Annotated in this window: 16 protein-coding genes; 9 read left to right on the top strand and 7 right to left on the bottom strand. The window is 43.3% G+C overall.

All coding sequences use genetic code 11. The annotated features are described in order from the left end of the window. Nucleotides 1-28: 28 nt before the first annotated feature. Nucleotides 29-1,681, top strand: coding sequence for an alpha-glucosidase (locus tag LG330_RS17435; RefSeq protein WP_404406127.1), 1,653 nt, complete (start codon nucleotides 29-31; stop codon nucleotides 1,679-1,681). Between the two features lie 42 nt (nucleotides 1,682-1,723). On the opposite strand, the gene LG330_RS17430 is transcribed toward LG330_RS17435, so the two are convergent. Further along, nucleotides 1,724-3,925, bottom strand: a complete 2,202-nt coding sequence (locus tag LG330_RS17430) for an EAL domain-containing protein (RefSeq protein WP_404406125.1) — start codon at nucleotides 3,923-3,925, stop codon at nucleotides 1,724-1,726. A gap of 204 nt (nucleotides 3,926-4,129) precedes the next feature. On the opposite strand from LG330_RS17430, the gene LG330_RS17425 reads away from it, so the two are divergent. Beyond that, on the top strand, nucleotides 4,130-4,480 hold the full coding sequence (locus tag LG330_RS17425) for a hypothetical protein (protein ID WP_404406123.1): 351 nt from the start codon (nucleotides 4,130-4,132) through the stop codon (nucleotides 4,478-4,480). 10 nt (nucleotides 4,481-4,490) lie between these two features. On the opposite strand, the gene LG330_RS17420 is transcribed toward LG330_RS17425, so the two are convergent. From LG330_RS17420 to selD, 5 genes are all read right to left on the bottom strand, one after another. Then, on the bottom strand, nucleotides 4,491-4,775 hold the full coding sequence (locus LG330_RS17420; protein WP_404406121.1) for a hypothetical protein: 285 nt from the start codon (nucleotides 4,773-4,775) through the stop codon (nucleotides 4,491-4,493). A 332-nt stretch (nucleotides 4,776-5,107) separates the two neighbouring features. Further along, complete coding sequence (gene crcB / locus LG330_RS17415) at nucleotides 5,108-5,458, bottom strand: fluoride efflux transporter CrcB (RefSeq protein WP_404406119.1); 351 nt, start codon at nucleotides 5,456-5,458, stop codon at nucleotides 5,108-5,110. Then, complete coding sequence (locus tag LG330_RS17410) at nucleotides 5,455-5,817, bottom strand: fluoride efflux transporter FluC (RefSeq protein ID WP_404406117.1); 363 nt, start codon at nucleotides 5,815-5,817, stop codon at nucleotides 5,455-5,457. Before LG330_RS17410 ends, crcB begins: the two co-directional genes overlap by 4 nt. Before the next feature lie 42 nt (nucleotides 5,818-5,859). Then, nucleotides 5,860-6,912: a tRNA 2-selenouridine(34) synthase MnmH gene (mnmH, locus tag LG330_RS17405; RefSeq protein ID WP_404406115.1), complete on the bottom strand. Its 1,053-nt coding sequence runs from the start codon at nucleotides 6,910-6,912 to the stop codon at nucleotides 5,860-5,862. Next, a complete protein-coding gene (gene selD, locus LG330_RS17400) occupies nucleotides 6,909-7,973 on the bottom strand; it encodes a selenide, water dikinase SelD (RefSeq protein WP_404406113.1) in 1,065 nt (354 codons plus the stop codon). The genes mnmH and selD overlap by 4 nt, the downstream gene beginning before the upstream one ends. Nucleotides 7,974-8,138: 165 nt before the next feature. Here selD and LG330_RS17395 point away from each other — a divergent pair, with 165 nt between their 5' ends. The 7 genes from LG330_RS17395 (at nucleotide 8,139) to LG330_RS17365 (ending at nucleotide 13,077) form a co-directional block, all read left to right on the top strand. Continuing rightward, nucleotides 8,139-8,381, top strand: a complete 243-nt coding sequence (locus tag LG330_RS17395) for a type B 50S ribosomal protein L31 (RefSeq protein WP_404406111.1) — start codon at nucleotides 8,139-8,141, stop codon at nucleotides 8,379-8,381. A gap of 576 nt (nucleotides 8,382-8,957) precedes the next feature. Beyond that, complete coding sequence (locus LG330_RS17390) at nucleotides 8,958-9,587, top strand: lipase family alpha/beta hydrolase (RefSeq protein WP_404406109.1); 630 nt, start codon at nucleotides 8,958-8,960, stop codon at nucleotides 9,585-9,587. Between the two features lie 79 nt (nucleotides 9,588-9,666). Beyond that, nucleotides 9,667-10,290, top strand: coding sequence for an NUDIX hydrolase (locus LG330_RS17385; protein WP_404406107.1), 624 nt, complete (start codon nucleotides 9,667-9,669; stop codon nucleotides 10,288-10,290). A 302-nt stretch (nucleotides 10,291-10,592) separates the two neighbouring features. Then, a complete protein-coding gene (locus LG330_RS17380) occupies nucleotides 10,593-11,663 on the top strand; it encodes a branched-chain amino acid aminotransferase (RefSeq protein ID WP_404406105.1) in 1,071 nt (356 codons plus the stop codon). 55 nt (nucleotides 11,664-11,718) lie between these two features. Next, nucleotides 11,719-11,988, top strand: a complete 270-nt coding sequence (locus LG330_RS17375) for a hypothetical protein (RefSeq protein WP_404406103.1) — start codon at nucleotides 11,719-11,721, stop codon at nucleotides 11,986-11,988. A 51-nt stretch (nucleotides 11,989-12,039) separates the two neighbouring features. Continuing rightward, nucleotides 12,040-12,252, top strand: coding sequence for a hypothetical protein (locus tag LG330_RS17370; protein ID WP_404406101.1), 213 nt, complete (start codon nucleotides 12,040-12,042; stop codon nucleotides 12,250-12,252). Nucleotides 12,253-12,525: 273 nt separating this feature from the next. Continuing rightward, nucleotides 12,526-13,077 (top strand): TVP38/TMEM64 family protein, encoded by a 552-nt coding sequence (locus LG330_RS17365; RefSeq protein ID WP_404406099.1) that lies wholly within the window; start codon nucleotides 12,526-12,528, stop codon nucleotides 13,075-13,077. On the opposite strand, the gene LG330_RS17360 is transcribed toward LG330_RS17365, so the two are convergent. Continuing rightward, nucleotides 13,078-13,716 carry a DUF429 domain-containing protein gene (locus LG330_RS17360; protein WP_404406097.1) on the bottom strand — a complete coding sequence of 213 codons (639 nt, stop codon included), beginning with the start codon at nucleotides 13,714-13,716 and terminating at the stop codon, nucleotides 13,078-13,080. Between the last annotated feature and the right edge of the window lie 103 nt (nucleotides 13,717-13,819).

Raw genomic sequence — 13,819 nt, 5'->3', positions numbered from 1 at the left:
GGAGCTACATTTGCAGGGAGGGATTTGCATGAAGAAAACATGGTGGAAGGAAGCTGTTGTCTATCAGGTTTACTGGCGCAGCTTTTATGACAGTAACGGTGACGGGTATGGGGACCTCCGGGGCGTGCTTGAAAAGCTGGATTACATAAAGAAGCTCGGTGTCGATGTGATCTGGCTGAATCCGTTTTATGAATCACCTGACCGTGATAATGGCTATGACATATCAGACTACGAGGCTGTGATGGAAAAAGCGGGTGATCTGGATACGTTTAAAGAACTGCTTGAAGCCATTCATAATAAAGGAATGAAAGTGATCATGGATCTTGTTGTGAATCATACCTCAAATCAACACCAATGGTTTCTGGATTCAAAGTCATCGAAAGATCATCCGAAGCGTGACTGGTATATCTGGAAGGAAGGAAAAAGTGATGGACCACCGAACAACTGGCGCTCTTACTTTGAACCTTCGAGTTGGACAAAAGATGAGGGGACAGGAGAATATTACTTTCATTCTTTTGCAAAGGAGCAGCCTGATCTGAACTGGGAGAATACTGAAGTCAGACAGGAAATCTTTCGCATGATGCGCTCATGGCTGGACCTTGGCATTGACGGATTCAGAATGGATGTCATTAATTTGCTGGCAAAGCAGGATGGCTTCCCGGATGCAGAGAATCCTAAGCATATCAGTTATCTGGCTAATAACCCGGGCATTCATGATTACCTGCAGGAGATGAACCGGGAAGTGCTCTCCCGTTACGACGTGATGACAGTGGGAGAAATTCCGTTTGTGAATCCGGACACAGGTCTTTTATACGTTCATGAGGACCGGAATGAGTTAAATACGTTGTTTCATTTCCAGGTAGCTGATGAGATGCCTGTGATGGACCTATCGAAATATAAGGAAATTCAGGAGAGCTGGTATCAAGGTGTTTTTGAAAAGGGATGGAACTCCCAATTTTTAAATAATCATGACCATACACGCCAGGTCACGCGTTATGGGAATGACGGTCAGTACCGGACCGAATCTGCGAAGCTTCTCGGGATCATGCTTCATACACTGCCCGGTATGCCTTATATTTATCAGGGGGAAGAGATCGGGATGACCGGTGTCCGGTTTGATTCCATCGATGACTACAATGATATTGCGATGAAAAATAAATACAAAGAAGAAGTGGCAAAAGGAAGGGATCCTGAAGAAGTATTTGAGGATCTGCTGCTGCTCAGCCGTGACAATTCCCGGACGCCAATGCAGTGGAACGGTCAGGAATATGCAGGATTTACTGAGGGAACTCCCTGGATTAAAGTGAATCCAAATTATCAGGAAATCAATGTAAAGCAGGCGCTCGATGATCAAAGCTCCGTGTTCTATACTTATCAGAACCTGATCGAACTGCGCAAAGAGCATCCTGTAATGGTTTATGGTGATTATGAGGATCTTTCAAAAGGGAAAGAACCACTGTACATGTATAAAAGAACATATAAAAATACGACATGGCTGATTGCACTGAATCACTCGGAGCAGGCACTTTCAGTGGAAAGTCCGAAAACCCTTGCAGGTGAAGCAACGCGTCTTGTGATTGGTAATTACAAGGTTGACGCTGCAGCAAAATCTGTTCTGCCTGAGACGCTTGACCTTAAACCATATGAAGCCCGTGTATATGAGTTTGTGTCAGCAGATTAACGAAAAGACAGCGCACCCGCGCTGTCTTTTCGTTAACTTATATTAAACCCGCTGGCTATAGAGCTCGAGCTCAGACTCTACCCATTTTGAGTAATCTGAAATCGTTTCAACCTGCTGCTCATTAAATGTACGCGGCAGATAATCAGTAATGCATAGCGTTCCAATCATTTCACCCCTCGAGATGAGCGGGATGCCGGCATAAAACTGAAGTCCGCTCATTTTAAAGAATTCACGGATTTCTCCATCTTGATGCTCAGCCATGTTTTCAATGATCAGTGCTTCCTGCTGTCTGATGACATAATCGCATAATGTCTGATCGCGGGGCACTTCTCTTATTGTCCGTACGGGTTCCGGAAGCCCGATACACGATTTAAACCACTGACGTTTATCATCAATAATGGAAATAAAACAGATCGGCACATGAAAAGCATTTTTGATTGTCCTGGTAATCCGGTCAAATCGTTCTTCAAACGGTGTATCAAGAATTTGCAGACGCTCAATTTCCTTCAGCCTGCTTGCTTCCCCGTTCGTTTCCTGCGTGGCGGCTGCTTCCTGGGAAGACTGGTCTTTCAATAGGATATAGTCAAAAAAGTGATTAATCGTACTTTTAATTTTTTCAAGAGGCAGGGGCCTGCTGAAGTAATATCCCTGAATTTCATCACAGCCGAGGCTTGTCAGAATATCAAACTGTTCTCTCGTTTCCACACCCTCAGCCGTAACATAAAGATCCAGCTTTTTCGCAAGCTGAATAATAAAATGGACAATGCTGATATCTTTTTCATTATGGTGATGATCAATTTGAGAAATAAAGGAGCGGTCGATTTTAATCCCATCAAGTGAAAAGTTTCTCAAATAATTTAAAGATGAATAGCTGACACCAAAATCATCAATGACAACGCGAAAACCAAGCTCTTTTAAATGGTTAATGATTTCCACACCTTTAATCGGATCCTTCATCAGCATATTCTCAGTAATTTCAACTTCAATATTTGAAGGGTCAACGGCACTCTCGCTTACTACCTGAATAAAATGGGCATCAATTAAATCCGGCTCAAACAAAGCGGCAGACAGGTTAATAGACGTAACTGCGTCTTCAAAAAGCTCAGGTGTATGCTTAATATCCTGACATACTTTGGATGTGACAGCCCTTGTTACTTCCTGAATCAGCGTTGTGTTTTCAGCAACCGGTATGAACTTTAAAGGCGGTACTGTCCCAAGCACAGGGCTGAACCATCTGACCAGTGCCTCATAGTGAACGCGATTCGTCCTGGCATGTAATTTCGGCTGATAATAGACCGCCAGCTCATTCTGATCCAGTGCTTTATAAAGCTCTGCCTCCATAATGGCTTCATCAATCATTGCCTGATGGTGATGTTCATTTTTGAACAGACGAATCGAGTTTCTTCCTTCACGTTTGGCTTCAACCATAGCGGCACAGGCATTGGTAATCATGGAATTAGGGTGACCGGGACTCATACAGATGCCAATGCAGCCTGTCACGGGAATCGATACGCCATTCACCTCATAAGTAAATTGGGATAAGGAAGAAAGGATGTTTTCAGCAAGCTGGGTCGTTTGGTCTTCAGAGTGGTCAGCGACAGTCACAATGAACTCGTCACCATCAATTCTTCCAAGGATTGATTCAGGCGGCAAAAGGGCAGCGGTCTGCTTTGCGATTTTCTTAAGTAAAACATTTGTCGCTTCAATACCGAGCCATTCGTTAATGAGCTTGAACCTGTCGATATTCAAATATAGAATTGAAAATGAGGAATGCTCCATTTTAGACAGTTCTGCTTTTACCTGCAGCAGACTCGGCAGTCCGGTTAAGTAATCAATATTTTCAATTGAAGCGAGCAGTTTGGTAGATGTAGAGTCAGAAAGATCGTTGGTCAGTCCGATTATATATCTGACATGACCATGCTCATCTGTGATTGGCATCAGAGCCGAGGCGGCGTACTCTGATATATTGGAAAGCTTATTCATCTGATCAGAATAAAACACAGGCTCACCTGAAGAAGCCGCTTCATCATACTGACTGATGAGAGGAGCTGCGACTTTTTCTTCATAGATCTCATGAATATAGCGACCCTTCCAGTCCTCAGGAAGTGAAGCGAGCCGGGCTGCTTCTGAAGTAACATCTGCATATTTATAGCCCTGCGTATCCACTTCCATTAGAAAGACCATCTTATAAAGTCCCGTGAAAAAATCAAACAGGTACTGGGGGTCTGCTTTCAGATACTCCATCTCTTTTCCTCCTCCAAACAAACAACCGTATATATAAGAAATTAATAATTACTTCTATCATAAAGCGAATGGTGACGTATGTCACGATTATAATGTCTTTTGAGTGTAAAAAGTTACATTTTATTATAGTCTAAAGAACTTATTACGTCTTTTCGGACAATAGCGTTATTTGGTAAAATAAAAGTAAAAGGCAGAGTGAAAAGTTTGGACGCAAAAAAACTGAAGCAGCTTGAGATCCGGATTTCGGGGACAGTGGGGACTTCCTATCGGACTATTATTGATTTTGATAAAAACTGCATATTAAGATCCGGAATCATAAATGATGAAAAAGTTGATTTTATTCCTTCAACTTTGAATGAACTTGAAAACAATAGACTAAGAGAAAAATTAACCTTTTTGAATGTAAATACTTTAAGGAACGAGGAGCGGCCTGACCGGATACAATCAGATTTGTATTGGCAGGTGGTTATCACTGGTGAGGGCGAAAATCTTCAGGCGGTTGGGGTGGATCAGCTTCCGCGTGAGTGGGGGAATTTCTTCAGGCTGCTTCCGTAGCAGCCTGATGTTATTTTTTTGCATATTCTGAAACAACAAAAGCAAGATCATCATTCCCGAAAACCTGCAGGACGTTGATGAGTGTACCGGAATCCACGGTCATATCAAACACTTCGCTTTCTTCTTTCAGCTTCTTTAAAAGAGGATTAGGAGCCTGTACGGGATAAGCTTCATGGTACACTTTTTCAGGGTCCAGATCATGCTCGTGACACCACTGAATGAATATGCGCACCATGACCTGCTCATCTTCCTGATACTGCTTAATAATATATGCTTCTATTTCTTTTTGATCCATTTTACTGCCCCTTTCTGTGCTGCTCCTGATAAATATGGCTTATTTAAATGAGGGAGTATTAAAAATAACAGGAGGTTCGTACGAATGTGTTTAAGGTGGTTTTAACCTCCGAAACCGTGGGTAAATATTCTTTGTGACCACATAAATCAACGGTGGAGTGGCGGATAAATGAACCGCTATTTTGCTGCATTGTCGTGACTGCAGGGAAGACAGCGGCTTTCTTAAAGAAAAGGATCCAACCACCCGAATTGGCGATTAAGAGGGCATATATTCTTCCCCATATAAATGAAATTGCGGACATCTCTGGTAGCTACCGGAGATTTTTTCGCGTTTTAACGCATAATGAGTATAAACCCTAATGCTGCAAAAAGTGTACCGCCTAAAAACGTTATGACTAGATAAAGAACCGCTTGCAGCCTTTTTTTATCATCAAATAACTTCACCGCTTCAGTCTGCATGGTTGAGAAAGTTGTAAACGCACCGAGAAAGCCTGTTGCAAAGAGCGCATAGAATGTTGATGACAGCTCAACAGCAATGGCCATACCAAGCAGAAAAGATCCGATCAGATTGACCGCAAGTGTACCAAATGGAAGGGACGAAAACCTTTCGTTTCCATATGACGAAAGCAGGTATCTTGAGATTGCACCGAAAAATCCTCCTGCGCCAAGTAATAATAGAGTCATTGGTTTACACCTGCTTTTCTTCCAGCCTTTATTCCGCAGTAGGCAAGCACAAACCCGCCAGCCAGACTAATCATAAAGTATAAAAAAGCAAATACATACTGCCCGCTCTGTAAAAATCCAAACAACTCTGCACTGACAGCTGAAAGCGTAGTGAAAGAGCCAATCAGCCCTGTAGTAAGTGCAAGTCTGATGCCTCTGCTCAGCTTAAGCTGAGCTGTAGAAAGGAGCCCGAGTAAAAACGAACCGAGAAGATTGACAATTAATGTTGAGAAAGGGAAGCTGCTTTGAATCAACGTATTAACTAAAGCCCTTAGGCACACTCCGGCGGCCCCGCCAATTCCAACCCACAACACATTCATGCCATCACCTGCTCACTTTGAAATTAAAAAATAAAACCGTCATTAGTGCTGACGGCTTGCTGATAAGCGGAACGAATCCGCTGCTGCTTTTACCTTCTCATAAGCTTCCTCCATCGATTCAGCTTGAATAAATGTGTGAGATCCGTCCTGTGAACTGATTGAGTGCTCATATCGTGGATCATAATAATAGATAAGCAGAAGCTTCACGGCTTCCTCATAGTCCCGGTTTGTCAAAAGAGCACGTATTTCCCGGGAAATTGGCGTATGGATTCTCCGTTCGATTTTTTCAAATGCTTCCATAAATTGATCAGGTGTCTGATCAGGCTGATAATCCTTTAAAATGTTTTTTACACGCTCTTCGGCTGGAAGGTCAAGAAATAGCTGAGGGGCATTTTCTTTTTTCTCATGTAGAAAATCAGGCATGTGAACCCGACCTATTCTCCTACTCTCGCCTTCAATCAGTATATATGGCGAATTTTTCAGTTTTCTTAACTCAGTAATCAGTAATGAATCAAACTTCTTCTGATTGCTTGGTTCTAAACCGATCTGACCAAAAATTGAACCACGGTGACCGGCCATTTTTTCAAGGTCAATGATTGGATACCCTTCTTCTTTCAACTGGTTTAAAATCAAAGTCTTGCCAGATCCGGTATACCCATTCAGTACGAGTAGTTCAGGTGTAAAATCAAATGATTCAAGACATTGTACCACCCATTGTCTATAAGTTCGGATCCCTCCGGTCAAACGATTTACATCAACACCCATCAATTCGGTTGTCGTTGCAGCCGTTTTACTTCTCATGCCTCCACGCCAGCAGAACACTGAAACAGGACGCTCCAACTCTTTGAACGCTTTTACAAACTCAGGAAGCTTTGCAGAGAATATTTCAAGCCCGCGTTCTTTAGCAGCTTCTGACCCTACCTGTTTATAGATTGTACCGATTTCTGCACGTTCCTCGTTATCAAATACTGGAATATTAATGCTCCCGGGAATAGACCCTTCTTCAAACTCCCCCGGGGAACGGACATCAACGAGGATCCGTTCGTTATTTTCATGGACCTCCATCAAGTCATTTAAGCTGATTTCTCTTGTCAACGCTGTTCACCTTCAGACGATTGAATCGTGATCTTGCCGCTATGATCACCGACAACTTCACCAATCATATGCGCATCTACTGCTTGCGCGCGCAGCTTAGCGAGGAGCTCATCAGCTTCATAGGCAGATACTGAAATTAACAGACCGCCTGATGTAACGGCGTCACACAGAATATAGCGATCAATCTGATCCATTTCTTCAGGGAACGTGACTTTACCTTCCAGGTGAGCATAGTTATTTTTCGTGCCGCCTGGGATCGTCCCGCCCTCAGCTAACTCACGGACGCGTGGCAGAACAGGAACCTGATCATTGTAAATACGGATGCCTGCTTCACTGCCTGCTGCCATTTCTGAAGCATGTCCAAGTAATCCGAAACCAGTTACATCCGTTGCTGCGTGTATATCGAAATCAGCCATTGTTTCAGCCGCTGTCTTATTTAAAGTTGCCATTACACTTGTAACGTTTTTCGTTTCTTCATCACTTAATAATCCATTCTTTAGTGCAGTTGTAGAAATCCCGACACCGATCGGTTTTGTCAGGATCAGTTTATCTCCAGGCTGTGCGCCGGAGTTTGCTCTGACTTTATCAGGATGAACAGTACCAGTTACAGCAAGTCCGAACTTTGGCTCCTGATCATCAATCGAGTGGCCGCCTACAAGTGTAACACCGGCTTCTTTTAGCTTATCTCCTGCACCGCGAAGGATATCAGTCAAAATACTCTTATCAAGCGTTGAGATTGGAAATGCCACGATGTTCAATGCAGTCAGTGGTGTACCACCCATTGCGTAAACGTCACTAATTGCATTTGCAGCAGCAATCTGACCGAAATCATAAGGATCATCAACAATTGGTGTAAAGAAATCGAGTGTTTGTACAAGAGCGGTCTCTTCATTGATCTTATAAACTCCTGCATCATCACTCGTATCCAGACCGACAAGCAGGTTTGGGTTTGCTTCTGCCTGCGGAAGGTTTTTCAGCACCTGGGACAGATCAGCAGGACCGATCTTACAGCCGCAGCCTCCTTTAGAAGAGAGTGAAGTCAGTTTTATTGTGTTAGACATTTATATCAACCTTTCCTATCAATTCATTCCTTTAAGTTTAGCACAAAATGAAAAACTTCATTCTATAGAAGATTCGAGTGAAGCAATTGACTTGCCTCATTAAGTCATACATGTTTTAATATAAAACGTAATGGTTACGATTTATATAAACTGGAGGTAATAGATATGAAACAGAATACACACCCTCAATACCGGAAAGTTGTATTTATGGATACAAATAGCGGATACAAGTTTCTGACTGGATCCACGAAAGGTTCAAACGAAACAATCGAGTGGAAAGATGGCAATACTTACCCGTTATTAAAAGTAGAAGTAAGCTCAGATACACATCCTTTCTATACAGGGCGTCAGAAGTTTGCTGATAAAGACGGCCGAGCAGAAAGATTTAAAAAGAAATATAATCTTTAAACAACCTGGACTGCTGCATCGAATATTGATGCAGCAGTCTTTTTGTCGATTTACGAAAATATTTCGTGATTATTCTCTAAATAAGGCGAATAAAACTGCAAATAATGTATTAATAGCGCTTTAAAATGAGTTTAAAATCCAAATTAACGAAACATTTTACTTAAATAATAAACTAAACGAAAAGTGAGGAAGGCATAAATGAAACCAGCAACAGTTAATCAACCTAAAAAGCATTCGGGAAGATTCGTCCTGTAAGGCTTACTGATTTTCGCCGGACTCGTATTACTATTCCCGTTCTACTGGATGTTTGTCAAGGCGACTCAGCCAAACCACGTGATCAACCAGACGCCACCGGCACTTCTGCCGTGACCTGAGCTTGTAACGAACTTTACAAACGTACTGGGACAGATTGATTTCTTCGGGGCAATGATGAACTCGCTGATTATATCAGTAGCCGTTACTGCCGGCATTTTTTTCTGGGCAAATTAAATGAGCAGTTTGTCTATATTCGTATCAGGATGAAGGGTAAATAAAGAATAATGGGAATCTTAAAGCTGTAAAAGAGGTGAAGAGCTGATGGGCAGTAAAGTATTTCTGATTCATGGTTTTAATAAGGGCGCAGCAGATATGTACCCTCTTGAGCGTTTTCTCAGTAAAATGGGGTACAACTGTATCACCCTTTCATTTCAACTGCGTTTTCATCCATTTGAACATGCTGCAGCGGTACTCTCTGACATGTTAAGAGACAAGGTGGCAGATGGTGAAAAAGTCTTTTTAATTGGGCACAGTACCGGCGGCATTGTCATTCGTAAGGTGCTTTCAGATCCGGTGTGTGCCGGGAAAGTAGCGCGTGCTGTACTGATTGCTTCACCGAATCAGGGGAGCGGTCTGGCTGGTGCTGCCCATATGATCCGTCCTTTTACAGCTGTATATAAAACGCTCTTTTCTATTACTCCGGCATTTATTAATCAATATCCATTTGCTGCTTCTGGCGTGGAGGTTGGCGCGATTGCGGGAGATCATGCAGGGCTTTTGCTTGGGAAAATGCTCAGGCAACGCAATGATGGCCGTGTTGAAACGGCTTCAGTCTGGCTGCCGGATATAAAAGATTTCCTGATCCTTCCATTCCATCACAAGCAGATTCATCACCAGCCGGAAACTGCCGGGCTGATCGATCACTTTTTCAGGCATGGCAGCTTTCATTAACATACTCGGCAGATGGTAAGCAGACTGCTGGATATGAAATTCTGATATAGTTAAGAAAAAGAGTAACGGGGCTGATGACATGGAAGAACATAAAATCATTGAACGGCTTCAGGCGCATGAACCAATCATTCTCGGGGAAGAGACCGTACGCAATTATTCCATTTTAATCCCTTTTATTAAAAAAGAAGATGGACTTCATCTGCTGTTCGAAGTCCGCTCCCTAACCATGCGCAGACAGCCTGGAGAAGTCTGCTTCCCGGGCGGAAAAGTTGATCGTGATGATGACAGCGCGAAGGGTGCAGCAATCCGTGAAGCCCAGGAAGAATTGGGGCTGTGCGACGCATCGATCGGGCGCGTCTATTCGTTTGGGAAACTGGTATCCCCTTTTGGCATGACGATCAGCACATTTGTCGGTTTTATTGATCATGAATCTGAAATCCAACCGAATCCGGCAGAAGTGGAAGAAGTATTTACAGTGCCACTTTCCTACTTTTTGAACGAAAATCCGGATGAGCACATTATTAAGGTTGAAGTGAAGCCTGAGGATGGCTTTCCTTATGAGCTGATTGCCAATGGACGTGAATATAAATGGCAGACAAGGCAGTATTCAGAGTACTTTTATCACTATGAAGGCAGAGTGATCTGGGGTCTGACAGCGCGTGTACTGAAGGAGTTTGTTGATAAAGTGTTAAAGAAAGAATAATAGGTTCCATCCGGCGGCTTCTGAAGCGGTTGGGTGGAGCTTTTTTTGCGGGTCAAATGTCATGAAGTGTCGAACATCAGGTGATGAACGTTGAAAGTGCAGGGACAAGCGTCGAAGTAGTTAGATTGAGTGGCGAACCATACAGAAGATGTGCCGAACCACCTGGATTTAAACCCGAACCCCGCCAAACCCCCACTACTAAAATACAATTATTTCTGAATTTTTTCACTTTAGTACTTTTAATCATTAAAACTTCTGTGTACAATGGTTCAAATAAAGAGCCAAAAAAGGAGTCATGACAGATGAAGACAAAAGCATTAGAAATTGTAAAAAGACAGCAGCTGAAAGAGAAGCCATCTGAGGGGGTTCCCTTTGGTACAACGTTTACAGATCATATGTTTATTATGGAATATGAAGAAGGAAGAGGCTGGCATGATGCCCGGATTACACCATACTCACCGCTGACACTCGATCCTGCAGCAATGATTTTTCACTATGGACAGACGATCTTTGAAGGATTAAAAGCTTATCGTACAGAAGACGACCGTATTCTTCTGTTCCGTCCTGAGAAGAATTTTGAGCGGCTGAATCTTTCAGGAGCGCGCCTGAGCATTCCACCTGTTGATGAAGAGCAGGTGCTCGAATATTTAAAGACGTTAATCGAACTTGAAAAGGACTGGGTGCCGTCTACACCTGGACACTCTCTGTATATCCGTCCGTTTATTATTGCAACAGAACCGAATCTGGCAGTCAGTCCGTCAAAAACATACCGGATGATGATTCTCCTTTCACCAGTTGGCCCTTATTTCCCGGGTGGGCTGAAGCCGGTTACCATCCATGTTGAACAGGAATTCACGCGCGCTGTAAAAGGCGGGACTGGTATGGCGAAGACAGCAGGAAACTATTCATCAGGCTATCAGGCACAGGCCGGTGCTAAAGAAGCAGGAAACGCAGACGTGTTATGGCTGGATGGGATTGAAAAACGCTTCATTGAAGAAGTGGGCAGCATGAACATTTTCTTCAAAATTAATGGAGAAGTCGTAACACCTGCGCTGAGCGGCAGTATTTTAAAAGGTGTCACGCGTATGTCAATTATCGAAGTGCTGAATAGCTGGGGCATTCCTGTTACAGAGCGTCGCATTGCGATTGATGAGCTGTATGATTTATATGAAAAGGGTCAGGTTGAAGAAGCATTCGGAACTGGTACAGCAGCTGTGATTTCACCGGTTGGCGAGCTGAACTGGGGAGACAAAAAAATGGTCTTCAATGATCATAATATCGGAGAGCTGTCCCAGAAACTATATGACACGATCACAGGCATCCAGACAGGCAGAAGACCTGATGACTTCAACTGGACAGTCGAGGTAAAATAACTTTCTTCAAACGCCCTTCCTGATGTAAAATAACAGTCAGGGAGGGCGTTTATATATGGTATATGTTGCATTAATTATGACGCTGATGATGCTCGCTTTGATCATTGCTGTTGTCATGAACAATAACAAAAAGATTCATCAGGATGTCTCAGGCAGACTGAGTAATGATAAAAAACTTGAACAGCAGGTAGTCAATCTAATCAGAAGCGGTCAGGACGAAGAAATTATCGTACGATTTGTCAGAGATGAAACTGGATTGAACCAGCCGGAAGCTCAAAAGTATATTCGCAGATTACAGACTGAGCGTGCGCTGAAACTGGTTTAGGAACCCACGTAATGGGAAAAGACTTACCAATTCGTAAAAAGGAGTGGTAAGATGACCCAATTACTGGAACCAGGCAGAAATTACACTGGAGAAGAGCTGCAGAAAATCAGTGAAAGTAAAGATGTTTTATTGCTGTCCTCCAATGAAGACCAGCTATTTACTGATGCGTCGCGTGAATATAGAGTGGTTTCATGGTATGAGGGCTTTCACAGTCACGGTGCATCCTACCAGACGAAGCGTGCTTATATTGTAGAAAAAGTGTAATTTGATGGAGCTGGGACATATCATTGTTTCAGCTTTTTTAATCGTTCCGCTGCGCTTCAGGCGGAAGCTTTACGGACGCCGCCTTACGCTTCCGGTAAAATCCAAAAATACGTACTGAGAGAAATGTCGCTTGAAAAAGCCGGCGTATAAACGTCATAATAGGGAATGAACCGGATCTGCCAGAAGGTCCGGCTTTTTCATGATGCAATTTACTTAAAAAGCCTATATGATGAGTTTAAACATATATTGAAGTAACGCAGGGAGGGGATCCGGTTGGAAGAACTGGCGGAAGTTCAGCATTTAATCGAAGAGTCAGGCTGGCTTGGTCCGGCCCTGTTTATCCTGCTGCACCTTATCAGACCGCTGTTATTTTTGCCGGTGATCTTAGTATGCGTGGCAGGCGGTCTGCTGTTTGGTTTTATAGAAGGTGCCATCCTGTCATTTATCGGACTCACATTGATGAGCTTTGTCTCTTATACATTGATCTACCGTTTTCCGGCATTTAAACAAAAGCTTTCAAAGCTGAAAGATAAAGTACTTCCGGATCGCCATTTATCAGTGGGACAGATCATGGTGCTTCGGATTATGCCATTTGTCCATTTTCATCTTTTATCGTTTTACTTAATGGAAATGACTGAAACGCGTAAGGAGTATATGATTTATTCTATGGTCGGTGTCATTGCTCCGGCAGTCATCTATACTGCATTTGGCGGAGCAATCCATGAGCTGCCGTGGTATGGAACGGCGATTCTCTTTATTTTACTGCTGGTTGTCTATAAGGTGATCGGGAAAATGCATAACGAGAAGATGGATACGATCTCATAATCAGCAGCACATGATAAAAGGATGTGCTGCTGAAGTGTGTGTATAGCTCCAGACCGGCTGTTTATCAGGTGCTTTGTAATGCCACGCTGCAAGGGCTGCCCCGCAGGAATCAATGGAATGGGTGGTTTCAGCGATATCTTCTGTGAGCCCATGCAGTCCCTGCTGCTGTAACCAGGTGAAAACTTCTGCCCTTTTAGAAGGGTCTTTTTTATAGCTGAGTGCCGGTGTGGGGTCTTCCATCCTTAAGCCGATTGCAGCGCCGGGATGAACTTCAAGGATTTCGACGCCGGGATCCTGAAGCATTCTTGTGAGCTGGATGCCTCTTAGCGTAATATAAACCATTCGCGTCATGGTCGGCGTCATAATGGAGCTCCCATTCAACCCTCCTGCTTTCAATACGCCTCTGAGTGCTTTATCATGCGGTCTGTCACCGCCCCCATCCTGATAAGATAAAGGTGCATCAATTCCAATCACTACCTCTCCTTCAGTCAAACATTCCCTGACAAGATTCAGGATCTCATCATCAGAGGCACCGGATACCGATTTTTTAAAGGTCAAGCCGTGATCCATATTAAAAGCTGTAGCCACTGTATCCTGATGATTAGACGGGCCAGATAAGTCGATTCCAATAATGATCATAGTCGCGCTCCTTTAAAATAATGTCTTTTCATCATATCAGGACAAATGTCCTTTTACACGCATGCTATGATTAGCCACAGAGAACAAATCGTTCAAAGTGGTA

The organism is Jeotgalibacillus malaysiensis (assembly GCF_044789845.1).
GTDB classification, from domain to species: Bacteria; Bacillota; Bacilli; order Bacillales; family Jeotgalibacillaceae; genus Jeotgalibacillus; species Jeotgalibacillus malaysiensis_A.
The sequence above is the reverse complement of the archived record's forward strand: the minus strand, read 5'-3'. Positions and strand labels throughout refer to the sequence as shown.

Excerpts from the sequence above, each read along its gene's own strand:
- LG330_RS17435 (WP_404406127.1), top strand. The coding sequence starts at position 29 with ATGAAGAAAACATGGTGGAAGGAAGCTGTTGTCTATCAGGTTTACTGG.
- LG330_RS17430 (WP_404406125.1), bottom strand. The coding sequence starts at position 3,925 with ATGGAGTATCTGAAAGCAGACCCCCAGTACCTGTTTGATTTTTTCACG.
- LG330_RS17420 (WP_404406121.1), bottom strand. The coding sequence starts at position 4,775 with ATGGATCAAAAAGAAATAGAAGCATATATTATTAAGCAGTATCAGGAA.
- crcB (WP_404406119.1), bottom strand. The coding sequence starts at position 5,458 with ATGACTCTATTATTACTTGGCGCAGGAGGATTTTTCGGTGCAATCTCA.
- LG330_RS17410 (WP_404406117.1), bottom strand. The coding sequence starts at position 5,817 with ATGAATGTGTTGTGGGTTGGAATTGGCGGGGCCGCCGGAGTGTGCCTA.
- selD (WP_404406113.1), bottom strand. The coding sequence starts at position 7,973 with ATGTCTAACACAATAAAACTGACTTCACTCTCTTCTAAAGGAGGCTGC.
- LG330_RS17395 (WP_404406111.1), top strand. The coding sequence starts at position 8,139 with ATGAAACAGAATACACACCCTCAATACCGGAAAGTTGTATTTATGGAT.
- LG330_RS17390 (WP_404406109.1), top strand. The coding sequence starts at position 8,958 with ATGGGCAGTAAAGTATTTCTGATTCATGGTTTTAATAAGGGCGCAGCA.
- LG330_RS17385 (WP_404406107.1), top strand. The coding sequence starts at position 9,667 with ATGGAAGAACATAAAATCATTGAACGGCTTCAGGCGCATGAACCAATC.
- LG330_RS17380 (WP_404406105.1), top strand. The coding sequence starts at position 10,593 with ATGAAGACAAAAGCATTAGAAATTGTAAAAAGACAGCAGCTGAAAGAG.
- LG330_RS17375 (WP_404406103.1), top strand. The coding sequence starts at position 11,719 with ATGGTATATGTTGCATTAATTATGACGCTGATGATGCTCGCTTTGATC.
- LG330_RS17370 (WP_404406101.1), top strand. The coding sequence starts at position 12,040 with ATGACCCAATTACTGGAACCAGGCAGAAATTACACTGGAGAAGAGCTG.
- LG330_RS17360 (WP_404406097.1), bottom strand. The coding sequence starts at position 13,716 with ATGATCATTATTGGAATCGACTTATCTGGCCCGTCTAATCATCAGGAT.